The 26811-nt window shown below is 65.3% G+C and carries 24 protein-coding genes; 12 read left to right on the top strand and 12 right to left on the bottom strand.

Annotated features, from left to right (window positions below):
• Window positions 1-63: 63 nt before the first annotated feature.
• Entirely contained in the window at window positions 64-843 is a 780-nt protein-coding gene (locus tag G8O24_RS17935; protein WP_188101513.1) for an SDR family NAD(P)-dependent oxidoreductase, read from the bottom strand.
• Window positions 844-941: 98 nt separating this feature from the next.
• Here G8O24_RS17935 and G8O24_RS17930 point away from each other — a divergent pair, with 98 nt between their 5' ends.
• Both G8O24_RS17930 and G8O24_RS17925 read left to right on the top strand, forming a co-directional pair.
• Window positions 942-1679 carry an SDR family NAD(P)-dependent oxidoreductase gene (locus G8O24_RS17930; protein ID WP_188101511.1) on the top strand — a complete coding sequence of 246 codons (738 nt, stop codon included), beginning with the start codon at window positions 942-944 and terminating at the stop codon, window positions 1677-1679.
• A 73-nt stretch (window positions 1680-1752) separates the two neighbouring features.
• Window positions 1753-2127: a CsbD family protein gene (locus G8O24_RS17925; protein WP_188101509.1), complete on the top strand. Its 375-nt coding sequence runs from the start codon at window positions 1753-1755 to the stop codon at window positions 2125-2127.
• A 112-nt stretch (window positions 2128-2239) separates the two neighbouring features.
• On the opposite strand, the gene G8O24_RS17920 is transcribed toward G8O24_RS17925, so the two are convergent.
• Entirely contained in the window at window positions 2240-3931 is a 1692-nt protein-coding gene (locus G8O24_RS17920) for an SGNH/GDSL hydrolase family protein (protein ID WP_188101507.1), read from the bottom strand.
• Between the two features lie 146 nt (window positions 3932-4077).
• Window positions 4078-5463, bottom strand: coding sequence for a lytic murein transglycosylase (locus G8O24_RS17915; RefSeq protein ID WP_188101670.1), 1386 nt, complete (start codon window positions 5461-5463; stop codon window positions 4078-4080).
• Window positions 5464-5666: 203 nt separating this feature from the next.
• Here G8O24_RS17915 and galU point away from each other — a divergent pair, with 203 nt between their 5' ends.
• Window positions 5667-6542: a UTP--glucose-1-phosphate uridylyltransferase GalU gene (gene galU / locus G8O24_RS17910; RefSeq protein WP_188101505.1), complete on the top strand. Its 876-nt coding sequence runs from the start codon at window positions 5667-5669 to the stop codon at window positions 6540-6542.
• A 3-nt stretch (window positions 6543-6545) separates the two neighbouring features.
• On the opposite strand, the gene G8O24_RS17905 is transcribed toward galU, so the two are convergent.
• Complete coding sequence (locus G8O24_RS17905; protein WP_188101503.1) at window positions 6546-8039, bottom strand: sensor domain-containing diguanylate cyclase; 1494 nt, start codon at window positions 8037-8039, stop codon at window positions 6546-6548.
• Window positions 8040-8183: 144 nt separating this feature from the next.
• On the opposite strand from G8O24_RS17905, the gene G8O24_RS17900 reads away from it, so the two are divergent.
• Window positions 8184-8453 (top strand): DUF7662 domain-containing protein, encoded by a 270-nt coding sequence (locus G8O24_RS17900; RefSeq protein WP_188101501.1) that lies wholly within the window; start codon window positions 8184-8186, stop codon window positions 8451-8453.
• Between the two features lie 144 nt (window positions 8454-8597).
• Here the strand turns inward: G8O24_RS17900 and G8O24_RS17895 are convergent, their stop codons facing one another.
• Entirely contained in the window at window positions 8598-11474 is a 2877-nt protein-coding gene (locus tag G8O24_RS17895; RefSeq protein ID WP_188101499.1) for an EAL domain-containing protein, read from the bottom strand.
• A gap of 165 nt (window positions 11475-11639) precedes the next feature.
• Window positions 11640-12638: an NAD(P)H-quinone oxidoreductase gene (locus G8O24_RS17890; protein ID WP_188101497.1), complete on the bottom strand. Its 999-nt coding sequence runs from the start codon at window positions 12636-12638 to the stop codon at window positions 11640-11642.
• Between the two features lie 114 nt (window positions 12639-12752).
• Here G8O24_RS17890 and G8O24_RS17885 point away from each other — a divergent pair, with 114 nt between their 5' ends.
• Window positions 12753-12944, top strand: coding sequence for a DUF1192 domain-containing protein (locus G8O24_RS17885; protein ID WP_188101495.1), 192 nt, complete (start codon window positions 12753-12755; stop codon window positions 12942-12944).
• 502 nt (window positions 12945-13446) lie between these two features.
• Window positions 13447-13956, top strand: coding sequence for a protease adaptor protein RcdA (gene rcdA, locus G8O24_RS17880; protein WP_188101493.1), 510 nt, complete (start codon window positions 13447-13449; stop codon window positions 13954-13956).
• 250 nt (window positions 13957-14206) lie between these two features.
• Here rcdA and rpmE read toward each other — a convergent pair whose 3' ends face one another.
• Window positions 14207-14434, bottom strand: a complete 228-nt coding sequence (gene rpmE / locus G8O24_RS17875; RefSeq protein ID WP_024337552.1) for a 50S ribosomal protein L31 — start codon at window positions 14432-14434, stop codon at window positions 14207-14209.
• A gap of 219 nt (window positions 14435-14653) precedes the next feature.
• On the opposite strand from rpmE, the gene G8O24_RS17870 reads away from it, so the two are divergent.
• Window positions 14654-16504: an ABC transporter ATP-binding protein/permease gene (locus tag G8O24_RS17870; protein ID WP_188101491.1), complete on the top strand. Its 1851-nt coding sequence runs from the start codon at window positions 14654-14656 to the stop codon at window positions 16502-16504.
• Between the two features lie 122 nt (window positions 16505-16626).
• Window positions 16627-16941, top strand: a complete 315-nt coding sequence (locus G8O24_RS17865) for a hypothetical protein (protein ID WP_188101490.1) — start codon at window positions 16627-16629, stop codon at window positions 16939-16941.
• A gap of 28 nt (window positions 16942-16969) precedes the next feature.
• Here the strand turns inward: G8O24_RS17865 and G8O24_RS17860 are convergent, their stop codons facing one another.
• The 5 genes from G8O24_RS17860 to G8O24_RS17840 all read right to left on the bottom strand — a co-directional run bounded on the left by G8O24_RS17860 (window position 16970) and on the right by G8O24_RS17840 (window position 20207).
• The gene (locus G8O24_RS17860) at window positions 16970-17224 is read right to left on the bottom strand and encodes a hypothetical protein (protein ID WP_188101488.1); all 255 of its coding nucleotides are present in this window, start codon (window positions 17222-17224) and stop codon (window positions 16970-16972) included.
• A gap of 73 nt (window positions 17225-17297) precedes the next feature.
• Window positions 17298-17744 carry a GNAT family N-acetyltransferase gene (locus G8O24_RS17855; RefSeq protein ID WP_188101487.1) on the bottom strand — a complete coding sequence of 149 codons (447 nt, stop codon included), beginning with the start codon at window positions 17742-17744 and terminating at the stop codon, window positions 17298-17300.
• A complete protein-coding gene (locus G8O24_RS17850) occupies window positions 17744-18772 on the bottom strand; it encodes a peptidoglycan -binding protein (protein ID WP_188101485.1) in 1029 nt (342 codons plus the stop codon). Before G8O24_RS17850 ends, G8O24_RS17855 begins: the two co-directional genes overlap by 1 nt.
• A gap of 24 nt (window positions 18773-18796) precedes the next feature.
• Window positions 18797-19168 (bottom strand): VOC family protein, encoded by a 372-nt coding sequence (locus G8O24_RS17845; RefSeq protein WP_188101484.1) that lies wholly within the window; start codon window positions 19166-19168, stop codon window positions 18797-18799.
• Between the two features lie 16 nt (window positions 19169-19184).
• Complete coding sequence (locus G8O24_RS17840) at window positions 19185-20207, bottom strand: flagellar motor protein MotA (RefSeq protein WP_188101482.1); 1023 nt, start codon at window positions 20205-20207, stop codon at window positions 19185-19187.
• Between the two features lie 183 nt (window positions 20208-20390).
• On the opposite strand from G8O24_RS17840, the gene G8O24_RS17835 reads away from it, so the two are divergent.
• From G8O24_RS17835 to G8O24_RS17820, 4 genes are all read left to right on the top strand, one after another.
• Window positions 20391-21200 carry a DUF1295 domain-containing protein gene (locus tag G8O24_RS17835; protein WP_188101480.1) on the top strand — a complete coding sequence of 270 codons (810 nt, stop codon included), beginning with the start codon at window positions 20391-20393 and terminating at the stop codon, window positions 21198-21200.
• On the top strand, window positions 21197-22225 hold the full coding sequence (locus G8O24_RS17830) for an SAM-dependent methyltransferase (protein ID WP_188101478.1): 1029 nt from the start codon (window positions 21197-21199) through the stop codon (window positions 22223-22225). Before G8O24_RS17835 ends, G8O24_RS17830 begins: the two co-directional genes overlap by 4 nt.
• Before the next feature lie 353 nt (window positions 22226-22578).
• Window positions 22579-23772 (top strand): efflux RND transporter periplasmic adaptor subunit, encoded by a 1194-nt coding sequence (locus G8O24_RS17825; RefSeq protein WP_188101477.1) that lies wholly within the window; start codon window positions 22579-22581, stop codon window positions 23770-23772.
• Window positions 23773-23778: 6 nt separating this feature from the next.
• Window positions 23779-26715 (top strand): multidrug efflux RND transporter permease subunit, encoded by a 2937-nt coding sequence (locus G8O24_RS17820; protein WP_244645888.1) that lies wholly within the window; start codon window positions 23779-23781, stop codon window positions 26713-26715.
• The last annotated feature ends 96 nt before the right edge of the window (window positions 26716-26811 follow it).

Below are 26811 nucleotides of genomic sequence, written 5' to 3'. Positions count from 1 at the left end.
CGCTCTGTCGATGAAAAAGCTACTCCCGCATGGATGGTTGTCAACGCTTCGCCTGCATGGCTCTTACGCGTTCCGCGCCATCAGCCCGCCATCGACCGGGATCACCGCGCCGGTGAGGAAGGATGCCGCCGGCAAGCACAGGCTCAGCGTCATATGCGCGACCTCTTCAGGGTCGCCGTAGCGGCCGAGTGCAGTGCGGCGCTTGGCGTAGATGGTCTTGTGCTCCTCCGAGATGCGCTCGGTGATGGCGGTGCGGATCGGGCCCGGGCAGATGCAGTTGACGGTGATGCCCTCGCGGCCGAGCTCGACGGCGAGCGAACGCGTCAGGCTCGCGACGCCGCCCTTCGCGGCGGAGTACGGGCTGTGCAACGCGGTGGCACCGAGCGCCTCGGTGGAGGCAATGTTGACGATGCGCGGGCTCCTCGACTTGCGCAAGTGCGGCAGCGCGGCGCGGATGATGCGCGGATGCGCCGTCAGCATCACGGCGATGCCCCGGGCCCAGGCGTCCTCGTAGGCCTCATCGTCGATCGCAACCCGCACGGAGATGCCGGCATTGTTGACGACCACGTCGAGCCCGCCGAATTGTACCGCGACATCATTGACCGCCCGCTTGATTTCACCGCCATCGGCGACGTCGAGCTGCCATGCCTTCGCTGCGCCGCCGTTCGCCACAATCTCTTTCGCGACTGCCTGCGCGCCTTGCCCGTCATGGTCCGTGACCGCGACGCTGGCGCCCTCGGCTGCGAACACGCGCGCGGTGGCGCGCCCCATGCCGCTTGCCGCGCCGGTGATGAGAACGGTGAGGCCCTTCACGGAGCGGCTGAGCTCTTTGAATTCGGGCATGGCGTTTCCTCGTGTCTCTTGTTTCTTGTGATGAGATGGACAAGGCTGGCATCGATCTGCAGACAGGTCAAACAAGCAAAACAAAAGGGGAGGCCGCGATGGCGAACGAGCTCGATTTCTCTAGCAGGCAGGTGCTGGTCGTCGGTGGTTCCAGCGGTATCGGCAACGGCATCGCGCAAGCCTTTCGCACGAGAGGCGCTAGCGTTGCGGTGTGCGGCACGCGCGCCCGTGCAGCGGACTACCAGGCGGAGGAGGGCTCCGATCTCACGGGTCTGGCCTACGCGCAGCTCGACGTCAGCAAGACGAGCGCCATCGAAACATTCAAGCCGTCGTTCGAGAAGCTCGACATCCTGGTGCTCGCGCAAGGCGCGGTGATCTATCGACGCGGCGAGTTCGAGATGACCGGCTTTCGCAAGGTGGTCGAAGTCAATCTGATGAGCCTGATGGCGTGCGCGACGCGATTTCATTCCATGTTGCGGGATTCCAGGGGCGCGTTGATCGTGGTGTCCTCGACCGCGGCCTATCATTCCACCATGGGCAATCCCGCCTACAACGCCTCGAAGACCGGTGCGGTCGGATTGACCCGGACGCTGGGCGAGGCCTGGGCGGAAGATGGCATCCGCGTCAACGGCATCGCGCCCGGCCTCGTCGACACCAAGATGACGAAGGTGACGACCGACAATCCCAAGCGGCTCGAAGGCGCGCTCGCGCGCATTCCGCTGCGGCGATTGGGCACGCCGGCCGACATGGCGGGCGCCGCTCTGTTCCTGGCCTCGCCGCTGTCGTCGTACATCATTGGACAGACACTCGTCGTCGATGGTGGGCTTATTCTTTGAGACGGGCATCCGAACCGAGGGAACTGTGCCCCTCCTGATCGGTTACTTGGGCAGACCCCCGAGGAGGAGCATCATGGATACGGATCGGATTGTCGGATCGGCCAAGGAATTCGCCGGGCGCGCGGAAGGCGCGGTTGGAGACATCGCAGGTGATGCCAAGACGCAGGCGTCGGGCAAGGCGCGGGAAGCCGCAGGCACCGTGCAGAATTTGTACGGCCAAGCCAAGGATGCCGTGCGTGACGCCGCGGACACGGCGACGAGCTACGCCAAGGACGCGTATGACAAGCCGGCCGAAACCCTGCGCGACGGTTCGCAGGCGATTGCCCAGAAGGTGCAGGACAATCCGCTTGGCGCGCTGCTGGTTGCCGGCGGCATCGGTTTCGCGCTCGCGCTCCTGATGTCGCGCCCCGTCCGTCGCCCGCCGCCGCGCTGGCGCTACTACGGCTAACCGGTCATTCCGGGCCGCGCGAAGCGCGAGCCCGGAATCCATCGTGCGACTATCAATGCTGTTGAATGGATTTCCGGGTTCGCGCCAAGCGGCGCGCCCGGAATGACAACAACTACCGAACCACTTCAGCCGAACGCCCGACATTGCCAGGCGGTCGCGGGATCGCGGGATTGGGATTCGGGTTGCGTGGCCCGGGCGCGAGTTGACGCGGCGCCGGCTGCGGCGCGCCGAAGCCGAAGAAGTCTCGCATGGACGGTGTGGCCTGCGCCGGCTGCTGCGGTGGCGCGGGCTTCTTCGGCGCCAGCTTCGGCGGCGCGATCGCGGCGGCTACGCCCGGCGTGCCCGGTGCAGCGGCACCACCACCGTCAGGCGTCGTCGCCGCAACCGGCGTATCGCCCTTGGCCTGTTCGCGGCCGACTTCGCGGCGCGGCCAGGAATAATCATCGGCACGGCCCGCGGGCGCGGCGAGTGGCTCACCCTTCACCAACGTCCTTGCTGCCAGCGCATCGACGGCCGCCGGGCGCGTGCCCGGTCCACCCAGCAATTGATCGGTCGAGATCGAGGCCGCGACCAGCGGCACGATCGGGCCAGCCAGCGGCCGCGGCGCCGGCTTGCCGGGCTCGGCGCTGGTATCCGGCGTCGCCGGCTCGCTCGGCAGCGCGATCGGACCGGAGCGTCCCGCCAACAGGCGCGTGATCTCGCGCTCGACATAATGGGCGAGCTTGCGCGCGCCGGGCTTGGTGAAATAGACGCCGTCGCCGCTGCGCAGCTGGCGGATCTGGCCTTCGAAGTCAGGGCCCTTCTGCAGGAAGCGGCCAGCTTCGTCGACAAAGCCGTCCCAGACATCGACATAGGTGATGCCGGCCTTGGCCGCGCCTTCGCGATAGAGCGAATCCAGGAACAGCATGTCCGCGGTGCCCTTCTGTCCGCGGATTGCGGGCAGCCCGACCCAGAGCACGGGCACGCCTTTGGCTTTGAGGATGCCGGCGAGCTCCTCAATCTTCTTGCCGTAGAGCTCGACCCAGCGGTCGTCGCGGAATTCGTAGAGGCCGTTCGGGTTGCGTGCGGTCTTCTCAGGTGCGGCGGCCGGTGTATCGGCGTTGTCGGCGTCGTCCTGCGGCAGGTCGGTATCGACGGGCTTGTCGTCCGGCTTGGCAGCCGTGTCGGGCTTGGCGTCACCCTTGCCTTGCGGCTTGGCGCGCGCGCCCTTGTCGTTCTTCTTGTCTTTGTCCTTATCCTTGTCTGCCGGCTTCTCGGTGACCGGCTCGCGGATCGCGATGCGGTCGTTGAGGCCGAGCATGACGACGATGACGTCGGGCTTCTCGGTCTCCAGAATACCCTTCGCGGCCGCGGCCCAATCGGAAGGCTCTCCCTTCGGCTGGTACTTGATCAGGCCGGACGTCGTCTTGTGCTTGCGGATCACGCCCATGTCGGGCTGCTCGGTGTAGGCGTCCTCGAGGCCATAGGCGAGCCAGTCGGCCATGGCGTCGCCGATCACCAGCACATTCTTGTCGGGTATGGTGTCGCGCTTGGCTGGCGCCGGCGCGCGCGAAAAATCCTGGCGTGGGGCCTGCGGCTGCTGTTGCTGGAATGGCGCGAAGAAATCGCCGCCGAACCAGCCTCCGCCTCCGCCCTGCCGTGGCGGAGCCTGGCGCTGCGGCGGGCCGCCGAAACCGGGGAAGTTGAAGAACCCCTGCGCCGAGGCGGACCCGGCGACAAAGACCAGGATCGCGAGCGCCGTCCCCAGCGCGATCAGCGGGCCGGTCTCGGTCAGCGCCTTGAACAAGGATTTTGGCTTCGACATGCGATCTCGGGCGCGCAACGGGGTCTGGAGTTGGCTCGGTATAATAACGGAATCGGGCGCCAAACGGGCAATTTCTCTTGCAGATTCTTCGGCCATGCACCGCCGATCGGCCGGAATCCGGCTTCAGGGTTAGTTTCGGGCCGTTTTTACCGCCCGCGCAGCCGGTCCAGCACGTCGGAGGTGGCAAATCCGTCCGCTGGCAGCCCGCTCGAGGCCTGGAAGCTGCGCAGCGCGTCCCGGGTCTGGCCGCCGAATTGGCCGTCCGGGGTCCCCTTGTAGAAGCCGCGCTGGGCCAGAAGCTGCTGGAGCTCGAGCCGCTCGCTCCGCGACAATTCGCGCTCCTGCCGTGGCCAGGGCTGCACGAAGGGCTGCCCCCCGCGCAGCCGGTCGGCGAAATGGCCGATCGCCAGGGCATAGGCCTCGGCCGGGTTATATTTCATGATGACCCGGAAGTTCTGCAGCATCAGGAAGCCTGGTCCCTGCGCGCCGGCCGGCGCGAGCAGATAGGCTTTTTCCGCCGGATGCGGGAAGGGCTGGCCCGTCGCCCGCTTCAGCCCGAGCTTCTCCCACTGCGCGATCGTCATCATCTTGGCGCGGTCGGCCAGCATGTAGTTGAAGCCCTGCGGCACCACGACCTCAAAGCCCCAGGTCTGGCCACTCTGCCAGCCGTCCTTTTTCAGATTGTTGGCGGTGGAGGCGATCAGGTCGGTGGGATTGTCGACGACGTCCCGCCTGCCGTCGCCATCGCCGTCCACGGCAAAACGCTTGAACGCGGTCGGCATGAACTGCGTCGGCCCGAACGCGCCGGCCCAGGAGCCGCGCATCTGCTCCGGCCTGAGATCGCCGCGGTTGAGGATCTCCAGCGCGGAGAGGAACTCATCCCTGAAATAGGCCTGGCGGCGGCCGATGCAGGCGAGCGTCGCGGTCGATTGCAGCACGCTGCGGTCGCCCATCTGGGTCGAATAGTTGGACTCGATGCCCCAGATCGCGGCGACGATGTAGCGATCGACGCCATAGGCTTTTTCGGTCGCGTCGAACTGCGCCTTGTAGGTGGCGAGGACTTCCTTGCCCTTGGCAAGACGGTTGTCGTTCACGAGGATGTCGAGATAGTCCCAGATCGATTTGGTGAATTCGGGCTGCGAATCCATCAGATCCATGATGCGCAGATCGGGCGTGAGGCCCGCGGTGAAGCGCTGAAAATTGTCCTGCGAGATGCCGCGCCGTGCGGCATCAGGCCACATGCCAGCTACGCAATTCTCGAAATTGCCGGCCGCCTCGCGGATCGCAGCCGCCGTCATCAGCGGATGGCCGGAAGCGCCATCCTCGCCCGACCACGGTTGGGCGCCGCCGGGGCCGGGTGCAGGTTGCGAAGGCGCCGGGCTCGCGCCTGAGAAAATACCGCCGAACAAGTTCGACAGGCCGTTTTGCCCTTGTTGTCCCTGGGCTTGTGCCGAGGCAGGGAACAGCAGGCAGGCCGCAAGCATTGTTGCGCCGGTCAAGGATGAAGTTACCGCTGTCACCAATCGTCCCATATCCGCACCCGCCGGCCGAAAATCCGCCATCAGGAGGCCTCGTTACGGTTGCCAATATCTTAACAAAGGTGAATTTTTGCTGGTCACCTTTTTCGCAAATTCTCTGAAACGGAGCCCAACATCCGCCTTTGTTACCGGCTGCAAAACGGCTAGCAAGACGCCATTGCTCCTTTCACGTGCCCCCAAGGTATTCGATCAATCACATGAAAATCCGCAAAGCCGTATTCCCCGTCGCCGGCCTCGGCACCCGCGTCTTGCCCGCCACCAAGGCGATGCCGAAGGAAATGCTCACCATCGTCGACAAGCCGCTGATCCAGTACGTCTATGACGAAGCGCGGGAAGCCGGCATCGAGCACTTCATCTTCGTCACCGGCCGCAACAAAAACGTCATCGAAGATCATTTCGACCGGATGTTCGAACTCGACACCACGCTCAGCCAGCGCGGCAAGAAGGCCGAACTGGAGATCCTGGCGCAGTACCAGCCGGAGGCCGGTGCCGTCAGCTTCACCCGCCAGCAGGCGCCGCTCGGCCTCGGTCACGCGGTCTGGTGTGCGCGCGACATCGTCGGCAACGAGCCGTTCGCGGTGGTGCTGCCCGACGAGCTCGTGCTCAACACGCCCGGCTGCCTGAAGCAGATGATCGACATGGCTGCAGCGCTCGGCGAGAAATCCAATCTGATCGCGGTCGAGCCCGTTCCCGACGATCTCACCCATCAATACGGCATCTGCGGCGTCGGAAAACGCAACGGCAAGATGTTCGAGGTCGACGGCATGGTCGAGAAGCCGGCCAAGGGCACTGCGCCCTCCAACCTCTCGATCACCGGCCGCTACATTCTCCAGCCGGAGATCTTCAAGATCCTTCAGACCCAGGAGCGCGGCGCCGGTGGCGAGATCCAGCTCACCGACGCCATGATCGGTCTTGCCAGATCGCAGAAGTTCTACGGCGTCGAGTTCGAGGGCGAGCGCCACGATTGCGGCTCCAAGCCCGGCTTCCTCCGCGCCAACATCGCCTATGCGCTGAGGCGGCCCGAGCTGCGCGAGGGCCTGATCGCGGAGATGAAGAAGTATCTGGGGCAGTAGGCCTCACGCCACCAGCGACAGCTGCGGCAGGCTCGCGACCACCGACTGGTTGCGGCCGCCGGCTTTCGCGGCATAGAGCGCCTTGTCAGCGGCGGCGACCAGAATAGGCCAATCCATGCCGGCGGTGGGCGCGAGGCTGGCGATGCCGCAGGACACGGTCGATCCCGTCGCGCCGCCGGACCAGCCCTGCACCTTGGCACGGATCGTCTCGGCGACCTTGTAGGCGTCGGCGGCCGAGGTGTTCGGCAGCAGCACGGCGAATTCCTCGCCGCCATAGCGCGCGGCGCAGTCGCCGGCGCGCCGGACCGAATCCGAGATGCAGATGGCGATGCCGACCAGCACCTCGTCGCCGGCCTGGTGACCGAACGTGTCGTTATAGGCCTTGAAATGGTCGGCATCGATCATCAGAAGCGCGATCTGCGTCCTCTGACGCATCGCGCGCCGCCATTCGATGTCGATGACGGAATCGAACTTGCGGCGGTTGCGCAAGCCGGTCAGCGCGTCCGTCGTCGCCATTTCCTCCAGCCTGCTTTCGGCGTCGGCACGGCGGCCGATCTCGCGGGCGAGCACCAGCGTCGATGCCAGCACGAACACGATCAGCGCCAGCACCACCGCGCCGATGCGATAGGCTTCCTTCTGCCAGAGTTCGAACACGGCACCGAGCGGCTTGCCCGCCACGACGAACAGCGGACCCGTGCCGCTGCTGCGCACGTAAAGCCGCGGCGTGACGTCGACCGGTCCCTTTCCGGCGTAGGATCCCCCGGCCCTGAGATTGTCGGGCTTCCACTGCTGCTGCGTTCCGAGGTTCTTGCCGATGATGTCGAGGTCGAACGGCCGCCGCATCATGATGGTGCGGTCGCGCTTGAGCACCGTGATGGTGTCCTCGGGGTCGAGGCTGAGCCGCTCGAACAGCTCGTGGAAATAGCTGAAGCGGACCGAGCCCGCGACCACGCCCAGGAAGCCGCCGTCGGTATCGCTGATGCGCCGGCTCAGCACGATCGAATAGGCGCCGCGGAACAGCATCGGCCGGCTGATGTAAAGGCCGACGTCGGGATTGTCGCGGTGGATCCGGAAATAGTCCTCGTCGGCGCGGCTCTCCGCCTGCGGGTCGAGCGTGGAGGCATCGATGGTGAGCTTGCCGTCGGCATCGAACACCTGGATGGCGCCGAAATGCCGCGCCGTGGTCGCGTGGTCGAACAGGATGAGCTGACGGACCGGCTTCGAGACCGTGGCGATCTCGGGCAGCAGCATGTTGTTGGCGACCGCCTTCAGCGACAAATCGTAGATCTCGATATTGCGGCTGATGTCGGCGTCGATGGAGGTGGCGAGGTTCTCCAGCGTCTGACGGGCGAGGGCCTCCTCGCCGCGGCGCATGTCCAGCATGACGTTGACGCAAATGGCGGAAAAGCCGATCACCGTCACGACGGACGAGATGATCAGCAACTTCGCCGAAATGCGCCACGGCCGGCGGGCCGTGACTTCGCGCCATCCAGACATCGCTTGCTCCCGATATCAGTGGATGCGCCCGAAAGCTTGCATAGTGTTTAAATCGCGACGGCGCTGCGGCAATGAGTTAAGATTTGGTTTCCGCCGGTGTCGCTTTCGGGCAGATCAGGCCGCGGACAAGAGGTGAGGACGGCGGTGAACGACTACGACGCGCTACGCGATTACTTGATGCGGCAGAAGCAGATGGAATTCGTGCTGAGCTTTGAGCAGATCGAGGAGATCATCGGCGCGGCCCTGCCGCGTGCGGCCAACCGTGCCTCATGGTGGGACAGCCTGCGCAGCCCCGACATCCAGATGCCGCAACGCGAGGCCTGCCTCGCCGCGGGGTTCGTGGCGACACGGATGCCCGACGGGCAGAGCGTGCGGTTCACGAAGCGGAAGAAGGATGGGCGAAGGCCGGGATAAAGCGGCGATCCGTTCTTCCCTTCTCCCCTTGTGGGAGAAGTCTCGTAGGGTGGGCAAAGCGCAAGCGTGCCCACCACTTGCGGATGGTCGGCACGGCGCAAATGCGCCTTTGCCCACCCTACAGCACCTCAGGTGTTGCGAGCATCAGCTCGCCGCTTCCAGCCGCACTTCCGTGAGCAGCCGCATCGCCGCATCGGCGTCCATCGGCTCGCCGAAGGCAAAGCCCTGCGCGTATTCGCAGCCCAATTGATAGAGCTCCACCGCGTCGGAATCGGTCTCGGCGCCTTCCGCCACCACGTCCATGCCGAGATCGTGCGCGAGCGCGATGATCGATTTGAGGATCACCGGCCGCGTGCCGCGATTGGTGGTGCGGACGAAGGACTGGTCGATCTTGATGGTGTCGAACGGGAAGCGCTGCAGATAGGCGAGCGAGGAATGGCCGGTGCCGAAATCGTCGAGCGAGAGACCTGTGCCGAGCTCGCGAATCCGCGTCAGCATTTGCGCCGCGTGCTCCGGATTCTCCATCACCAGCGATTCCGTCAGTTCCAGCTTCAGCGTGCCGCGCGCCACCGAGGAGCGTGACAGCACGGTTCTGATGTCGTGGATCAGATCATGGCGCAGCAATTGCCGGGAGGAGACGTTGACGGATGCGAAGATCGGCTCGCGCGAGCGCATCGCCCGTTGCCAGATCGAGAGCTGCTTGGCGGTCTGGTCGAGCACGAACATGCCGAGGTCGACGATCAGGCCGGTCTCTTCCGCAATCGTGATGAATTCCGAGGGCGCCATCCGGCCGAGCTTCGGGTGATCCCAGCGCGCCAGCGCCTCGAAGCCGGCGACCGAACGATCCTCCAGCCGGACGATCGGCTGGTACAGGATGGTGAGCTCCTGCCGCTCGATGGCACGGCGCAGCTCGCTCTCCAGCGTCAGGCGGTCGGTCTTCCGCGCGCGCATCGCCGGCTTGTAGACGTCGATGCGGTCGCCGCCGATGCGCTTGGAGTGATACATCGCCAGCTCGGCGTCCTTGATGATCTCGTCCGTCAGTTGCGTCTGCGGATCGGACAGCGCCATGCCGATCGAAGCCGTCAGGAAGATCTCGCGGTCGTTGAAGGCGATCGGCGCGCGGATGGTCTTGCGGATGGTCTCGGCGAAGTTGGTGATCCGTGCCGGGTCCTGCTCCGAGAGCAGGATCAGGCCGAACTGGTCGCCGGCGAGCCGCGCCAGCGTGTCCTGCGGCTTCAGGATGCGGGTGAGGCGTCGGGCCAAGGTCAGCAGAATGGAATCGCCGACCGCGATGCCGACGGAATCGTTGACCTGCTTGAAGCGGTCGAGGTCGATCACCATCAGCGTCGGGCGCAGCGTCGGCATCGATTTGGCAAAATGCGCGACGGCACCCAACCGGTCCATGAACAGCTTGCGGTTGGGCAGGCCGGTGAGATTGTCATGCACGGAATCGTGCAGCAGGCGCTCTTCCGCGTTGCGCAGGTCAGTGACGTCAGTGAGGGTGCCGACCACGCGCGAGACCTCGCCGTCCGAGCCGACCACAGGCCGCGCCTTCAACGCGAACCACATGAAATGACCGTCGGGGGTGCGCAGGCGGAAATCCTGGACGAGGCGGCCGCGGCGCTGGTCGAGCACGCTGTCGAGCGCGGCTCGGAAGCGGTCCTGGTCGAGGGGATGCAGCACCTCTAACCACGAGGCGGCCGGGCCTTCCAGCGTGCCGCGCTTGAGGCCGAGCAGGGCCTCGGTCTCGGGGCTCGTAAAAACCTTGTCGGCGGAAACGTCCCAGTCCCAGATCAGGTCGCCGGAGCCGGCCAGGGCCAGCGCGCGGCGTTCGATGTCGGAGACGACGCCGGTGGTGGCGCCGCCGCCGGCAAAGGCGTGCTGCATGACGGTGAACCCGATCAGCATCACGATCAGCACGAGGCCGCCGAGCAAAGCAGGGCCGACGATATCGTTGGTGACGGAGCCGGCGACGGTCATGCCGGCGGCCACGACCCAGACGACCAGGAGGAACCAGGTCGGGATCAGCAGCACCGCGCGGTCGAAGCCATGGGTTGAGAGATAGACGATCAGGGCGAAGCCGGCGAAGGCGATCAGCACCAGCGAGATGCGTGCAATGCCGGAGGCGACGGCCGGGTCGAACAGCGCGAGCGCGACCAGCGAGCCCAGGAAGGCGAGCCAGCCCACGGTGATGTGCGAGTAGCGCACGTGCCATCGACTGAGATTGAGATAGGCGAACAGGAACACCAGCAGCGTCGCCGCCAGGATCGCTTCACCCGCCGCGCGCCAGATGCGCTCGGCGTTGTTCGACATGTCGAGCACCTTGCCCCAGAAGCCGAAATCGACGCCGATATAGACCAGCACCGCCCAGGCCAGCGCCGCCGCCGCCGGGAACATGATGCTGCCCTTCACCACGAACAGGATGGTGAGAACGAGCGCCAGAAGTCCGGAGATGCCGATCACGATGCCCTGGTACAGCGTGAACGAGTTGACCTTGTCCTTGTAGGCCTCCGGCTCCCACAGATAGAGCTGCGGCAGCTTATCGGTGCGCAGTTCCGCCACGAAGGTGACGACGGCGCCGGGGTCGAGCGTGACACGGAACACGTCGGCCGTCGGGCTTTCTTGCCGCTCGGGCCGGTCGCCGGTGGAGGGCGTGATGGTCGCGATGCGTGACAGCCCGAGGTCGGGCCACAACAGGCCCGAGGACACGATGCGGTAATGCGGCGCGACGATCAGGCGGTCGAGCTGGTCGTCGGTGTTGTTGGCGAGCGCAAATACCACCCAGTTCTGACCACCCTCACGGGCGCGCACCTCGATGCGGCGGACGATGCCGTCGGTTCCGGGCGCGGTGGAGACCTGGATGCGGTCGGTGTCGCTGCGCTGGTGCTCGAGCACGGCGGTGAGGTCGATCGCGGGCGCGTCGCTGCGGACGCTGACAGCGTCAAGCGCGCGTGCTGGCGACGCGGCGACAAGAATCATGAGGCCCAGCGCGATGGACGCGAGGCACCTGATCAGACGCAAGGTCAGTTCTCCGCGTTCGACGCAAACTCTGAGTGCAAGAGCGAGCGTAAGACTGGCACGTAAAGGCGATTTCAGACCGGACGGAAGTTGTTCGGCATTTCGCGATAGATGCCACGAAAGCGAGGAAAATCAAAGGGTTTCCGGCGCGTCCGGTGGGCCAGCGGCCTAGACCTCCAACACAATTTTGCCAATATGTGCGGAGGTCTCCATGCGCCGGTGGGCTTCGGATGCCTTTTCCAGCGGGAAAGAGCTGTCCATCACCGGCTTGATCCGGCCGTCGCGCAAAAGCGGCATCACTTTCGCCTCGATTGCCGCGACCATTGCAGCCTTGTCCGCATTACTACGGGGGCGCAAGGTCGAGCCGGTATGCGTCAGGCGCTTGACCATCACCTTGGCAATGTTGGCGGTGATCTTGGGGCCGTTGAGGGTCGCGATCTGCACGATGCGGCCGTCGACGGCGGCGGCGTCATAGTTGCGGTCGACATATTCGCCGGCGACCATGTCGAGGATCAGGTTGACGCCGACCTTGCCCGTCTCTTCCTTGACCACGGCGACGAAGTCTTCGTTCTTGTAGTTGATGGCGCGGTCGGCACCTAACTTGAGGCAGGCATCGATCTTGTCCTGCGAGCCGACGGTGACGAACACTTTTGCGCCGAACGCTTTTGCAAGCTGGATTGCCATGGTGCCGATGCCGGACGAGCCGCCATGGATCAGCAGCGTCTCCCCGGCCTTGAGGCCGCCGCGCTCGAACACATTGTGCCAGACCGTCATCAAGGTTTCCGGCAGCGCACCGGCCTCCTTGATCGACAGCGCGGGCGGCACGCTCATCGCCTGGGCATCTTGCGCGATGCAATATTGCGCATAGCCGCCGCCGGCGACGAGCGACATCACGATGTTGCCGTTCCTATGCTTCCTGGCGTTGTTGCCGACGGCGACCACCTCGCCGGCGATTTCCAGGCCCGGCAGGTCGCTGGCACCGGGCGGCGGCGGATAGGCGCCGGAGCGCTGCGCCACGTCGGGCCGGTTGACGCCGGCGGCCTGCACCCTGACCAGGATCTCGTCAGGACCGGGCTGCGGAACGGGACGCTGTTCCGGCACCAGCACCTCGGGTCCGCCGGGTTTGGAGATGGCGACCACGGTCATTTGCGCGGGCAGCTTGTCCATGATGTGTCCTTGAGCAAAGGTGCGGGGGGGCAACGAGGCCTTGATTAGCCAGCGCGGCCCGGGCTGGCAACCACCTCAACCGTGTGGTCCGGTCCGCGGACGGAGGAAACCACGATGCCGATGGAAGATGACGACCGCCCGCGTAAGAAGATCACGCATGAGATCGGACAGGATCTCTCACTGTTGTCGGTCGAGGAATTGACCGAGCGCGTCACCCTGCTCAACACCGAGATCGTCCGCCTGGAAGAAGCCGCTACCAAGAAGCGCGCCTCACGCGATGCGGCGAACAGTTTTTTCAAGTCGTAGAAGCCGCCACACCGACAGCTGTCGTCCCGGCGAAGGCCCGGACCCATACTCCGTGTACGTCGTTTGGCGATGACTCGGAGTTACCTGCTCACGCGATCATGCTTTCCGTGCTTATGGGCCCCGGCCTTCGCCGGGGCGACAATGAGGGTACATCCCGCTCGGCCATTGACCGACATGGCTAACGAACCCTCAAAATAATCGTTCGTTTACGCCCCATTAAGCTTTCGAGTTTATGACTGGAGCTGTCCTCGTTTGGACACCGAGTGGCTCCTGTCCACTCTGTTTGACGCCTCCCTGTTATCAACTTTCAAAGCCGCCGGTCTCCGGCGGCTCTTTTTTTACCTCCAAGCTCGTCCCGTTCCGGTTGAATTCCTGGGAATGACGCGCGGAAACCATATCCGCGCTTGTCGCTGGACTCCGCGCTTCCCCCGCGCAATGATTTGTTCATCATAAGCCGGCGCCAAAGCCGGACGGGTAAACAGTTGCGTAAGGGGCGTTAACCATGGAACGTTTGCAGGCCGACGGCGCTCTCGTTCAACTCAGCGAGCGGTTCACCAATTCTGCGGCCTTCAGCGCCCTGTTCCGCGAAGGCATGGATCTGGTCGAAGAGACCGCCGCCTATCTGGACGGTGCCGGCCGCGTCGAGGCCAAGGCGCTCGACCGTGCCGTCAGCCTCACCTATGCGACCGAGAGCATGCGCCTCACCACGCGCCTGATGCAGCTTGCCTCGTGGTTGTTGCTGCACCGAGCGGTGAAGGAAGGCGAGATGACGCTGGTCCAGGCCAACCGCGAAAAGACCAAGGTCAAGCTGACCGCCGCCGATCCCGGCCCCGCCGACACCATCGAGAAGCTGCCGGCGCAGCTCCAGGACCTGATCCATCGCTCGATGAGCCTGCAGACCCGCGTACGCCGTCTCGACACCACCATCCACACCCCGCCGGTCGATCACATCCCGATCGGCAATCCGCTGGTGCCGCATCTCAACGCGCTGAAGGCCGCGTTCGAGCGGTAGGGGCGATCAACAGTCTCGGTCGTCGAACCGTCATCCTGAGGTGGCCGCTTCTTCAGCGGCCCTCGAAGGGCGACGGCCCGGCTGCATCTCGGCCGTTCATCCTTCGAGGCTCCCAGCGCGATGCTTCGCATCGCGCCAATCGCGCCTCAGGATGAGGGGTCTGGCAGCGGAACGGATCGCGCAACCCAACAAACAAAAACGCCCCCGGGAGCTCCGGGGGCGTTTTTCGTCTCCAGCCTTTTCGGCCAGATCAATCCTTTTTGAGAAAGCCCGAAAACTTCTTCTGGAAGCGCGAGACGCGGCCGCCGCGGTCCATGATCTGAGCGCTGCCGCCGGTCCAGGCCGGATGCGATTTCGGGTCGATGTCGAGGTTCAGCGTGTCGCCTTCCTTGCCCCAGGTGGAGCGGGTCAGGTACTCGGTTCCGTCGGTCATCACGACCTTAATCGTATGATAATCCGGATGAATTTCGGCTTTCATGGCAATTCCTAGGGCGCCCGCGCCCGGCTTGAGTGACTATTGAATGACGGATTTGGCGGGGTCTATACCCCAGAGACCCCTTCAAGACAAGCTGCTCCCTTTGAAACAAGCCATTGTGCGGACAGGTGAACCGGGCCGTCCCCTAAGGGACTTACCGGATTTGCCACTACCCTTGCACCGGCCTATGTGGAGCTGATCTCACTTCCTGGGTCCGATCTCATGAGCGCAGTGGAACGGCTTGACGACCAGTATCCCGACGAGGGCCAAACCGCTCCCGCCGAGGCCGCCTCGCTCGAAGCCGAACTGATCGAGCAGCCCGCCAAGGGCCGGGCGAAGCTGCGCCCGCTGATGGCGCTTGCGCCCTATGTCAGCCGCTATCGTGGCCGCGCCGCGCTTGCCTTCGTCGCACTGACGGTCGCGGCGCTGACCACGCTGCTGGTGCCGGTCGCGGTGCGACGGATGATCGATTTCGGCCTCACCCCCGAGGGCATCGCGCTGATCAACAGCTATTTCTCGGTGATGATCGCCGTCGTCGCCGTGCTCGCGCTGGCGAGCGCCTCGCGCTATTACCTCGTGATGACGATCGGCGAGCGCATTGTCGCCGATCTCCGGCGCGACGTGTTTGCGCATCTGCTCTCGCTGTCGCCGTCCTTCTTCGATTCCGCACGCAGCGGCGAACTGGTGTCGCGCCTCACTGCCGACACCACGCAGATCAAGTCCGCGGTCGGTGCGTCCGTGTCGATCGCGCTGCGCAATCTGATGATGTTCTTCGGCGCGGCAGCCATGATGGTGATTACGAGCCCACGGCTTTCGGGCTTCGTGCTGCTGGCGATCCCCCTGATCGTGCTGCCGCTGGTCGCCTTCGGTCGCTGGGTGCGGCGCCTGTCGCGCAATGCGCAGGACACGCTGGCCGATGCCTCCGCCTATGCCGGCGAGCTGGTCGGCGCGATCCGTACCGTGCAGGCCTATACCAGCGAGGGACTGGCTGCGAAGCGTTTTGGTGGCGAGGTCGAACAGGCCTATGAGGCCGCGCGCACGTCGACGCAAGCCCGCGCCGTTCTCACCGCCATCGTCATCTTCATCGTGTTCGCAAGCGTGGTCGGGATCCTCTGGATCGGCTCTCACGACGTGCTGACAGGCACCATCACGCCGGGCCGGCTCGGCCAGTTCGTGCTCTATGCGGCCTTTGCGGCCGCCGGCCTCGGCCAGCTCAGCGAGGTCTGGGGCGAGGTGTCGGCGGCGTCGGGCGCGGCCGAACGCCTGTTCGAGATCCTGCACGTCAAGCCGGAGATCGCACCGCCCGCATCGCCGCGCGCGCTGCCGGTGCCGGGACGCGGCGAGGTCGGCTTCGACCACGTCAGTTTCGCCTATCCTGCGCGGCCCGATGTCAAGGTGCTCGACGCGGTATCGTTCACGGTGCGCCCCGGCGAGAAGGTTGCGATCGTCGGTCCCTCCGGCGCCGGCAAGAGCACGATCTTCCATCTGCTGCTGCGGTTCTATGATCCCAAGGGCGGCGCGATCTCGCTCGACGGCGTGCCGGTGAAATCGGCGGATCCCTGCGACTTCCGCTCCCGCATCGCGCTGGTGCCGCAGGAATCCAACGTGTTCGCCGCAAGCGCGCGTGAGAACATCCGCTTTGGCCGGCCCGATGCTGATGATGCCGAGGTCGAGCGTGCCGCCGAGCTCGCGCACGCCGCCGAGTTCATCCGCCGCCTGCCCGAAGGTTTCGAGACCCCGCTCGGCGAGCGCGGCGTGACGCTGTCGGGCGGCCAGCGCCAGCGCATCGCGATCGCCCGCGCGATCCTGCGCGATGCGCCGCTGCTGCTGCTCGATGAAGCCACCTCCGCGCTCGATGCCGAAAGCGAGACCCTGGTGCAGACCGCGCTGGAGGAACTGATGCGCCACCGCACCACGCTGGTGATCGCGCATCGTCTCGCCACCGTGTTGTCCTGCGACCGCATCCTGGTGATGGACCAGGGCAGGATCGTCGAGCAGGGCACCCATGCCGAGCTCGTCGCAGCGAACGGACTTTACGCGCGGCTCGCGAGGTTGCAGTTCGAGGGGGCGTGAGGGCGCTTCCGGCCATCTGAACTGTGTCAGCGTTGCGGTCGCAAGTTTTTGGCGATCGTCACGGAAATGTTCGAAGACGCGAACGTTGTCGCATTGGGCAGGGGCTCAATGGAGGATAGCCGATGCGATCGCATGTCGCCGCACTACTTGCCGTGCTTCCGCTCATCGCGACACCTGTTGCCGCTCAGCAAACCGGCCCGACCCCTCAGGCCGGGGTGAATCAGAACGTGCAAACTGACGCCGACAAGGGCATCAAGACCCGTAATTCCGGTGAGTCCGGCTACGTCGCAAACCAGGACAAGCCCGGCACGGCTTCACACGCACCAGGGGAGGCCAACACGGTTGGGGCAGCGCGTGACAGCAACAGCTCCAACATGAACAGCTCGCAGGCCGATTACAACGCTTCGCTCAAGGACGGTTCGGCGCCGAAGAAATAGCGAGCTTGGGAACCCCGACGAGCGGACATCACGGGCACTTCGGCGAGCCCATCGGCACGTTTGGAAACGGCCAGTTCTTCCAGCTGCCGCCCTCGCCGATGCAGGCTGCCCCACCGCTCGGAGGGGGGCTGCCGGTTGGATCGGAAGTGCTCGTCGGCGCGGGCGCACTCGCCGTCTTGGTCGGCGGCACCAGATGCTGGTCGACATAGACAGTCGACACGTAGCCGGCGACGATGACGGCCAGAAACACCGAGGACCCCTTGGCCAAATCGCTCAACCGCATCGATCGTCTCCCACCATTGCTGCGTCCGGTGGGCTACCCTTAGCAGGCCTGTCGGGATTTTCCGTGACGGACGTCACGGCCGCCACGCCATCTTCAGCACCGGCCGTCCCGAGGTGGGGTTCACGTCGTCGCCGGCTGGGGCAAAGCCATTGCGCTCATAGAAGCGGATGGCGCGGGCGTTGTCCTTGTTGACGAGCAGCGTCACGCCTGACGGGGACAGGCGCTTGGCTTCGTCCACCAGCAGCCTTGCCGCGTCCGAACCCCAATGATGGGGATCGACCACGAGTTGATCGAGATAGCCGTCGGCGTCGATGGTGACGAAGCCGGTGAGTGTGCCGTCTTGTTCCGAGACCACGATCTGGGCCTTCGGCACTAGGTCCTTGCGCCAGCGCTCGCGCCACCAGTCCAGGCGCGCGGCGAAGTCGATCTGCGGATAGGCCCGCTGCCAGGTGCAATGCCACAGGTCGATCGCCGCCGCTTCGTCGGCGGCCTCGTAGGGGCGGAGGCGGAGCGTGCTCACTACCGTTCCGTCAACTTCAGCTCGATACGGCGATTGCGCTTGTAGGCATCTTCGGTGTTGCCGGTGTCGAGCGGCTGGAATTCGGCGAAGCCGGCGGCGACCAGGCGCTGCGCCGGCACGCCGAGCGTAACAAGATATTGCACCACCGAGATCGCGCGCGCCGCAGACAGATCCCAATTCGACTTGAAGTTCGGGCCGTTGACCGGCCGCACGTCGGTGTGGCCGTCGACGCGCAGCACCCAGGCGATCTCGTTCGGGATCTTCTTGTCGAGCTCGATCAGCGCGGCCGCGACGGTGTCGAGCTCGGCGCGGCCCTCGGGCAGCAGCGTTGCCTGGCCGGTGTCGAAGAACACTTCGGACTGGAACACGAAGCGGTCGCCGACCACGCGGATATCAGGACGGTTGCCGAGAATGGCGCGCAGGCGCCCGAAGAACTCGGAGCGGTAGCGCGACAATTCCTGCACCCGCTGCGCCAGCGCGACGTTCAGGCGGGAGCCGAGATCGGCAATGCGGTTCTGCGATTCCTTGTCGCGCTTCTCGCTGGCGTCCAGCGCCTCTTCCAGCGCGGCCAGTTGCCGGCGCAGCGCGCTGATCTGCTGGTTCAGCACCTCGATCTGCGCCAGCGCCCGCGCCGAGACCGCCTTCTCGGAATCCAACGCCTTGCCGAGCTCGGCGGTCTTGCCCTGCGCGTCGTTACCGGCATTGGCGAGACCCTCATAGAGGCCCTTCATGCGGTCGCGCTCGCTCTCGGCCGAGGCCAGGCCGGCCTTGAGCTGCGAGACCTGGTCGTCAAGCGAGAGCTTGCCGAGCTTCTCCAGCGACAACAGCTCGGTGAGCTGGGCGATCCTGGCGTTGAGCTGCTCCAGCGCCTTGTCCTTGCCGGTCACCTCCTGCGACAGGAAGAACTGCACGACCAGGAACACCGAGAGCAGGAACACGATCGACAGCACCAGCGTCGACAGCGCGTCGACGAATCCGGGCCAGTAGTTGAAGGCGCCTTCGCTGCGGCGGGTACGGGCAAGAGCCATTGGAGTGCCTTTGCGTTGTCTGCGCTAGCTTTGCGGCAGGTGGCAGACGGCTTCGATGTTGTGGCCGTCCGGATCGAGCACGAACGCGCCGTAGTAGTTGGCGTGGTAATGCGGACGCAACCCGGGAGGTCCGTTGTCCTTGCCGCCCGCGGCGATCGCTTCATCGTAAAAGCGTTCGACCGCCGCCCGGTCGGGTGCCGTGAAGGCGATGTGCGCGCCCGTCTGGGCCGGCTCGCGCAGGCCGATCCAGAAGAAGGCTTTCGGGCGGACGCCATAGCCGGCGAAGCGCTCGCCTTCGGCATAGAGGCGTGCGATCCCCAGGGGGCGAAGGGCCTGGTCGTAGAACGCCTTCGATCTCTCGATGTCGGTGATGCCGATGGTGACGTGATCCAGCATGGCCGGTCCCGTTCGCTTAACTCTTCTCGGGCTGGCGTGCGATGCGCTCCAGGAGGCGACGGATCTCGCGGTTCTGCTCGCCCTGGCCGTCGGCCCATTCGCGGATCATCTGCTGCTCGGTCCGCATGTGCGAGACCAGCGCCTGGATCGCTTCGGCAAGGCTTGCCATCGCCGCCGTGGTGCCGCGGCTGGCGCTGCCTTCTTCCAGCACGGAGCGCAGGCGCTCGACCGCGGCCTGGAGCTCGCCGCTGGCGACGCCGCCGCCACTGCTCGCGACTGCGGCGACCTCGCCGCTGCCGTATTCGCGCACGGTGGTGGCGAGCCAGTCTTCGAGGTCGGTGTAGAAGCGGTTCTGCGCCTGGCTCGATTGCAGGTCGAGGAAGCCGAGGATCAGCGAGCCGGCGAGGCCGAACAGCGATGAGGAAAACGAGATGCCCATGCCGCCGAGCGGGGCGGCCAGGCCCTCCTTCAACGTGTCGAACAGGGCCCCGGCATCGCCGCCGACCTTGAGACCGTCGATCACCTTGCCGACCGAGCCGACCGTCTCAATCAGGCCCCAGAACGTGCCGAGCAGGCCGAGGAAGACCAGGAGGCCGGTCATGTAGCGGGAGATGTCGCGGGCCTCGTCGAGGCGCGTTGCGATCGAATCGAGCAGGTGCCGCATCGTCGTCTGCGTGATGCTCATCCGCCCCGAGCGCTCGCCGCCGAGGATCGCCGCCATCGGCGCCAGCAGCTTGGGGTGCCGCGCCGGCGCCAGGCCGGGATCGGCGATCCGGAAATTGTTGACCCAGGAGACTTCGGGGTAGAGCCGGATGACCTGACGGAAGGCCAGCACGATGCCGATGAACAGCACTGCCCCGATCAGGGCGTTGAGCCCCGGATTGGCGAAGAAGGCCTGGACGATCTGCTTGTAGAGCACCACGCCAACCAGGGCGCACAGCACTAGGAAGACCAGCATCCGCACCAGGAAGACGCTGGGCGAGGACAGTTTCGTGTACTCGATGTCGATGGTGGAGCGGGGCGAGGCGCCAGACGGCATGGCCAGTGTCATCCGTTACGAAAGCTTGCTTGCCTCCGCACTATGGCACAGCGCTCGCCCAAAAAAAGCGCCGGATGTGCGGATTTCGGGACGGCGGTGGGAACCCCAGGCTGAAACCGCGCTTTGATACCTGCGTATTTTGCAAAACTTCGGCATTCCACAGGCTTAAGTCGGATTTTTTGCATGGCGACGTTTCTTTGGGGATTGGCTTCCATCGCGCTCTCGCTCGCGGCCCTGATGGCGTTCGCCTGGGTGGTGCAGCAGCGGACCGGCAATTCCGGCTGGGTCGACACGATCTGGACCTTCTCGGTCGGGCTGGTCGGAGCGTGCAGCGCGCTGTGGCCAATCGCGGGAGAGGGGTCCGGTGCCAGGCAATGGCTGGTCGCCGGCCTCGTCGCGATCTGGTCGCTCCGGCTGGGGACGCATATCGCGATTCGCACCATCGGGATTACCGACGACCCCCGCTATGCCGCCTTCGCCGCGGATTGGGGGCTCAATGCGCCCAGGCGGATGTTCGTCTTCCTGCAGAACCAGGCACTGGGCTCGGTACCGCTGGTGTTTGCCATCTTCGTCGCCGCGCATGTCCCGCTGCCCGCCCTGCGCGTTCAGGACGTCGTCGGCGCCGCGATCCTGCTGATCGGGATCGCCGGCGAGGCACTGGCGGATGCGCAGCTGCGCTGCTTCCGGCACGACCCCGCCAACCGCGGCAAGGTCTGCGATGTGGGCCTCTGGCGCTGGTCGCGTCACCCAAACTATTTCTTCGAATGGCTCGGCTGGCTCGCCTATCCCGTGATTGGCCTCTCGGCCGGCTACCCCTGGGGTTGGGCCAGCCTACTGGCTCCCGTCTTCATGTACTGGATCCTGGTCCACGTCACCGGGATCCCGCCTCTGGAAGCGCAGATGCTGCGATCGCGCGGCGAGCGTTACCGCGTCTATCAATCCCGAACCAGCATGTTCTTTCCGTTGCCACCGCGAGAGGGAATGGCCGCATGAGCGTCGTGTCCACGATCATCGGGACTGCCGAACGCGTGCCGCTGCCGGACCTGATCGTGCGCGCCGCCATCCAGCGCCTGTGCTCGCGCACCGCAACGCGCCTCGCCGCGCACGGCGCGTCGGACGATGCGGCCTTCGCGGGCAAGATGATGCTGCGGCCGATCGCCGAGCATACCGACGCCGCCAACACCCAGCACTACGAGGTGCCGCAAAGCTTCTTCGCGCAGGTGCTCGGCCCCACCTGCAAATACTCCTCCTGCTTCTACAGCAACGGTGCAACGACTCTGCAGGAGGCGGAGGAGGAGGCGCTGCGCCAGACCGTCGAGCACGCCGGCCTCGCCGACGGCCAGACCATCCTCGAGCTCGGCTGCGGCTGGGGATCGCTGTCGCTCCGGATGGCGCGGCAATTTCCGCATGCCAAGATCACCGCCGTGTCGAACTCGCAGTCGCAGCGCGCCTATATCGAGGACATCGCCCGGCAGCGCGGCCTGCTGAATTTGCGCGTCGTCACGGCAGACATGAACGTGTTCGCGCCGGAAGGCCAGTTCGATCGCATCGTCTCGGTCGAGATGTTCGAGCACATGATGAACTGGCGCAAGCTGATGACGCGCGTGCGCTCATGGCTCGCACCGGACGGGCGCTTTTTCATGCACATCTTCACCCACCGCGCGGGCTCCTATCTGTTCGACCGCGCCAATCGCGAAGACTGGATCGCGCAGCATTTCTTCACCGGCGGCGTGATGCCGAGCCATCAGCTCGTCAGGCAATATGACGACATCTTCGAGATCGAGAAGGAATGGCGCTGGAGCGGCACGCATTACCAGCGCACGGCGATGGACTGGCTCGCCAATTTCGACGCCCATCGCGACGCGATCGAGGCCTGCTTGCGCAACGTCTATGGCGAGGAAACGGCGTTGTGGATGCGGCGTTGGCGCTGGTTCTTCCTCGCCACCGCCGGCCTGTTCGGCTACGCCGATGGCACCGAGTGGGGCGTCAGCCACTACCGGATGAAGGCGGCCGATTGATCAGCCTCAGCAGCTTGCGGGTTCGCGGCTTCGCCGACTTGCACACCGTCACCCCGACGGTGGTCGCTCCTTCAGCGGCCTCGAAGGGCGACGGATCAAAAGCTCCACGGACGCTGACCGATTGCGATGTTCTGTCGCAGTGTGTGACGATGGAACCCGACTCACAATCGGGTGAGTCCAGAAAAGCATCCAAAACTCAGCGCGATAGCTGATGTGACATTGAGCCGCCCGCCGCATGCGTTGCGTCGCAGCAGCTGCATTCTATTTTGATCGCATCAGCCGCGCAGAAATTGTCCAGGACGGGCGTTGCGCGATGCGTGATCTGTTTCAACAATTTTGGGGCACCCCACTTCATGTCAGGACTTCGCGCGCGATCGGCATGCGTTGCAATGATGCTCGCGGCCTTTGCGCCGCTGCTTGTTGCTTGCGATGAATCTTCCTCCGCCGTCTCCGCCGCCCAACCTTCCGAACCCGACGTCAGCATCGTCACCGTGAAGCCGCAGCCGCGCGCCGTGGTGCGCGAGCTGCCCGGCCGGATCTCGCCGACGCGCGTCGCCGAGGTGCGCCCGCGCGTCTCGGGAATCGTGGTCGAGCGGCTGTTCCGCCAGGGCAGCGAGGTGAAGGCGGGCGATCCGCTCTATCGCATCGATCCGCGTCCGTTCGAGGTCGAGGTGATGGCCAATGAGGCCGCGCTCGCCAAGGCTGATGCCGCCCTGATGCAGGCGCAGCAGCAGGCGCGCCGCATCGCGACGCTGACCAGCCAGCGCGCCGCGCCCGAAGCCGAGAACGAAAAGACCATCGCCGCCGAGCTGCAAGCCAAGGCCGAGGTCGAAGGCCGCAAAGCCGAGCTCGCGCGGGCCAAGCTCAATCTGGATTACGCGACCGTGCGCGCGCCGATCGACGGCGTGGTCGGCGCGGCCCTCGTCAGCGAGGGCGCGCTGGTGGTGCAGAACGAGACCAATCTTGCCACCGTGCAGCAGCTCGATCCCGTCTATGCCGACTTCACCCAGTCGGTGACGGAACTCAATCAGCTCCGCCGCGCCTTCGAAAGCGGCGATCTCGATCGCATCGAGGCCGATGCCGTCAAGGTGCGGCTCGTGCTCGACGACAACACCCTCTATGGGCTCGACGGCAAGCTGCTGTTCTCCGACGCCAAGGTCGATGCCCATACCGGCCAGGTGACCTTGCGCGGCGAGTTTCGCAATCCCAGGCGCGAGCTGCTGCCGGGCATGTATGTGCGCGTCCGCCTCGACCAGGGCCTCGATTCCGATGCCATCGCGGTGCCGCAGCAGGCGGTCCAGCGCAATGGCGGCGGCGGCAGCGAGGTGTTTGTCGTCAAGGACGACAACCGTATCGCGGTGCAGCCTGTACGCACCGGCTCGGTGCAGGATGGGATCTGGTTCGTCACCGAGGGCCTCAAGGCCGGCGACAAGGTCGTGGTCGAAGGCTTCCAGAAGTTCGCGGCCGGCGACAAGGTCAAGCCGCAATCCTGGTCCGAGGCCGAGGCGAGCGCGGACGACAGGCACGCGCTCAAGGTCACGCGGTAATCGATCATGCCGAGCTTCTTCATCGACAGGCCGATCTTCGCCTGGGTCGTCGCGCTGTTCATCTGTCTGATCGGCGCGATCTCGATCCCGCTGCTCCCGGTCGCGCAATATCCGATCATCGCGCCGCCCTCGATCTCGATCTCGACGAGCTACCCCGGCGCCTCGCCGGAGAATCTCTACAACAGCGTCACGCGGCTGATCGAGGAGGAGCTCAACGGCGCCTCCGGCATCCTCAATTTCGAATCGACCAGCGACTCGCTCGGCCAGGTCGAGATCATTGCCAATTTCCAGCCGGGCACCGACACCAGCGCGGCCTCGGTCGAGGTGCAGAACCGCATCAAGCGCGTCGAGGCGCGCCTGCCGCGCGCGGTGATCCAGCAGGGCATTCTGATCGAGGAAGCCTCCAGCGCGGTGCTGCAGATCATCACGCTGAACTCGACCGACGGCAGCCTGGACGAAGTCGGCCTCGGCGACTTCATGATCCGCAACGTGCTCGGTGAGATCAGGCGCATTCCCGGCGTCGGCCGCGCCACGCTCTATTCGACCGAACGCAGCCTGCGCGTCTGGGTCGATCCGGCGAAGCTGGTCGGCTATGGCTTGACCGCTGATGACGTCAACAAGGCGATCGCGGCGCAGAACGCCCAGGTCGCCTCGGGCAGCATCGGCGCCGAGCCGTCGACCGCGACCCAGCGGACGTCGGCGCTGGTGCTGGTCAAGGGCCAGCTGTCCTCGCCGGAGGAATTCGGCGCCATCATCCTGCGCGCCAATGCCGACGGCTCGACCGTGCGCTTACGCGACGTCGCGCGCATCGAGGTCGGCGGTCTCAGCTATCAGTTCAACACCCGCCTGAACGGCAAGCCGACCGCGGGCCTCTCCGTGCTGATGTCGCCGACCGGCAATGCGCTGGCGACCGCGAGCGCGGTGGAAGAGAAGATGAAGGAGCTGTCGCGCTTCTTCCCGGCCAACATCTCCTATGAAATCCCCTACAACATCACGCCCGTGGTCGAGGCCTCGATCAAGAAGGTGCTGACGACGCTGCTCGAGGCGGTGGTGCTGGTGTTCGTGGTGATGTTCCTGTTTCTGCAGAACATCCGCTACACCATCATCCCGACCATCGTGGTGCCGGTGGCGCTGTTGGGCGCCTGCACCACGCTGCTGCTCGCCGGCTACTCCATCAACATGCTCAGCATGTTCGGCATGGTGCTGGCGGTCGGCATCCTCGTCGACGACGCCATCGTCGTGGTCGAGAACGTCGAACGCATCATGGCCGAGGAAGGCCTGCCGCCGAAGGAGGCGACGCGCAAGGCGATGTCGCAGATATCAAGCGCCATCATCGGCATCACGCTGGTGCTGATGGCGGTGTTCGTGCCGATGGCGTTCTTCCCGGGCTCGGTCGGCATCATCTATCGCCAGTTCTCGGTCACCATGGTCGCGGCGATCGGCTTCTCGGCGTTCCTGGCGCTGTCGCTGACGCCGGCGCTGTGCGCGACGCTGCTCAAGCCCGTCGCGGCCGGCCACGGCCACGCCAGGCGCGGCGTGTTCGGCTGGTTCAACCGTATGCTCGAAGGCGGCAAGGACGGCTATTCCCGCACCGTCGGCTTCTCGCTGAAGCGCACCGGCCGCCTGATGCTGGTCTACGCCGCGCTGCTGGTCGGCCTGTCCTTCGCCTTCGTCAGCCTGCCCGGCGGCTTCCTACCCGTAGACGACCAGGGCTTTGTGACGACCGACGTGCAGACGCCATCGGATTCGTCCTACGGCCGCACCGAGGCGGTGATCGAGAAGGTGGAAAAATATCTGGCGCAGCGGCCGGGCGTGGACAACGTCACCTTCCTCACCGGCTTCAGCTTCTCCGGCCAGGGCATGAACACGGCGCAGGCCTTCATCACCTTGAAGGATTGGTCGGAGCGCGGACCGAAGGAGTCCGCCGCGGCGATCGTTGACGGCATCAACCGCGACCTCGGATCATCGATCCGCGACGCAAAAATCTCCGCGTTGCAGCCGCCGCCGATCGACAATCTCGGCAACTCCTCCGGCTTCTCGTTCCGCCTGCAGGACCGCGGCCAGAAGGGCTATCCGGCCCTGATGCGCGCCGCCGACCAGCTGATCGCGGACGCCAATGCCAGCCCGGTGCTGCAAAAGGTCTATATCGAAGGCCTGCCCGAGGCCGGCGTCGTCAATCTCGTGATCGACCGCGAGAAGGCCGGCGCCTTCGGCGTCACCTTCGAGGACATCAACAACACGATCTCGACCAATCTCGGCTCGAACTACATCAACGACTTCCCGAATCGCGGCCGCATGCAGCGCGTCGTGGTGCAGGCCGACAGCCGCGATCGCATGAAGACCGAGGACATCCTCAACTACAACGTCAAGAACGCCTACGGAAAGCTGGTGCCGTTCTCCTCCTTCGCGACGGTCGAATGGTCGCGCGGCCCGACCCAGATCGCCGGCTTCAACTATTATCCGGCCGTGCGCATCTCCGGCGAGGCCAAGCCCGGCTTCACCTCGGGCGATGCCATCGCCGAGATGGAGAAGCTGGCCGGCAAGCTGCCGCGCGGCTTCGGCTACGAATGGACCGGCCAGTCGCTGCAGGAAAAGCTGTCGGGCTCGCAGGCGCCGTTCCTGCTCGCGCTGTCCGTGTTCGTGGTGTTCCTGTGTCTCGCCGCACTCTACGAGAGCTGGACCATTCCGCTCGCGGTGCTGCTCACCGTGCCGCTCGGCATCGTCGGTGCCGTGGTCGCGGCGATGCTGCGCGGCCTGCCCAACGACGTCTATTTCACGGTCGGCCTGATCACCATCATCGGCCTTGCCGCCAAGGACGCGATCCTGATCATCGAGTTCGCCAAGGATCTGCGCAAGGAAGGCAAGCCGCTGGTCGAAGCGACCATCGAAGCCTGCCGCTTGCGCTTCCGCCCGATCCTGATGAGATGTTCCTCTGCAATCTGACGACGCCGGTCTGCGCCGCGACCAGGGCGGAGGCCGAGGGCAGGATGGCGCTGATCAACAAGCTGCCGCTCGAAATCGACGCGCTGTCGCTGCTGT

Source organism: Bradyrhizobium campsiandrae (genome assembly GCF_014529705.1).
GTDB classification, from domain to species: domain Bacteria; phylum Pseudomonadota; class Alphaproteobacteria; order Rhizobiales; family Xanthobacteraceae; genus Bradyrhizobium; species Bradyrhizobium campsiandrae.
This window is presented reverse-complemented; position numbering and strand designations above follow the sequence as displayed.

Coding starts and splice junctions, on each gene's coding strand:
- G8O24_RS17835 (WP_188101480.1), top strand. CDS start 20,391: ATGGCGACGTTTCTTTGGGGATTGGCTTCCATCGCGCTCTCGCTCGCG.
- G8O24_RS17865 (WP_188101490.1), top strand. CDS start 16,627: ATGCGATCGCATGTCGCCGCACTACTTGCCGTGCTTCCGCTCATCGCG.
- G8O24_RS17860 (WP_188101488.1), bottom strand. CDS start 17,224: ATGCGGTTGAGCGATTTGGCCAAGGGGTCCTCGGTGTTTCTGGCCGTC.
- G8O24_RS17930 (WP_188101511.1), top strand. CDS start 942: ATGGCGAACGAGCTCGATTTCTCTAGCAGGCAGGTGCTGGTCGTCGGT.
- G8O24_RS17915 (WP_188101670.1), bottom strand. CDS start 5,463: ATGGGACGATTGGTGACAGCGGTAACTTCATCCTTGACCGGCGCAACA.
- G8O24_RS17925 (WP_188101509.1), top strand. CDS start 1,753: ATGGATACGGATCGGATTGTCGGATCGGCCAAGGAATTCGCCGGGCGC.
- G8O24_RS17820 (WP_244645888.1), top strand. CDS start 23,779: ATGCCGAGCTTCTTCATCGACAGGCCGATCTTCGCCTGGGTCGTCGCG.
- G8O24_RS17905 (WP_188101503.1), bottom strand. CDS start 8,039: ATGTCTGGATGGCGCGAAGTCACGGCCCGCCGGCCGTGGCGCATTTCG.
- G8O24_RS17850 (WP_188101485.1), bottom strand. CDS start 18,772: ATGGCTCTTGCCCGTACCCGCCGCAGCGAAGGCGCCTTCAACTACTGG.
- G8O24_RS17825 (WP_188101477.1), top strand. CDS start 22,579: ATGTCAGGACTTCGCGCGCGATCGGCATGCGTTGCAATGATGCTCGCG.
- rpmE (WP_024337552.1), bottom strand. CDS start 14,434: ATGAAAGCCGAAATTCATCCGGATTATCATACGATTAAGGTCGTGATG.
- G8O24_RS17870 (WP_188101491.1), top strand. CDS start 14,654: ATGAGCGCAGTGGAACGGCTTGACGACCAGTATCCCGACGAGGGCCAA.
- rcdA (WP_188101493.1), top strand. CDS start 13,447: ATGGAACGTTTGCAGGCCGACGGCGCTCTCGTTCAACTCAGCGAGCGG.
- G8O24_RS17885 (WP_188101495.1), top strand. CDS start 12,753: ATGCCGATGGAAGATGACGACCGCCCGCGTAAGAAGATCACGCATGAG.
- G8O24_RS17830 (WP_188101478.1), top strand. CDS start 21,197: ATGAGCGTCGTGTCCACGATCATCGGGACTGCCGAACGCGTGCCGCTG.
- G8O24_RS17890 (WP_188101497.1), bottom strand. CDS start 12,638: ATGGACAAGCTGCCCGCGCAAATGACCGTGGTCGCCATCTCCAAACCC.
- G8O24_RS17845 (WP_188101484.1), bottom strand. CDS start 19,168: ATGCTGGATCACGTCACCATCGGCATCACCGACATCGAGAGATCGAAG.
- G8O24_RS17935 (WP_188101513.1), bottom strand. CDS start 843: ATGCCCGAATTCAAAGAGCTCAGCCGCTCCGTGAAGGGCCTCACCGTT.
- G8O24_RS17920 (WP_188101507.1), bottom strand. CDS start 3,931: ATGTCGAAGCCAAAATCCTTGTTCAAGGCGCTGACCGAGACCGGCCCG.
- galU (WP_188101505.1), top strand. CDS start 5,667: ATGAAAATCCGCAAAGCCGTATTCCCCGTCGCCGGCCTCGGCACCCGC.
- G8O24_RS17840 (WP_188101482.1), bottom strand. CDS start 20,207: ATGCCGTCTGGCGCCTCGCCCCGCTCCACCATCGACATCGAGTACACG.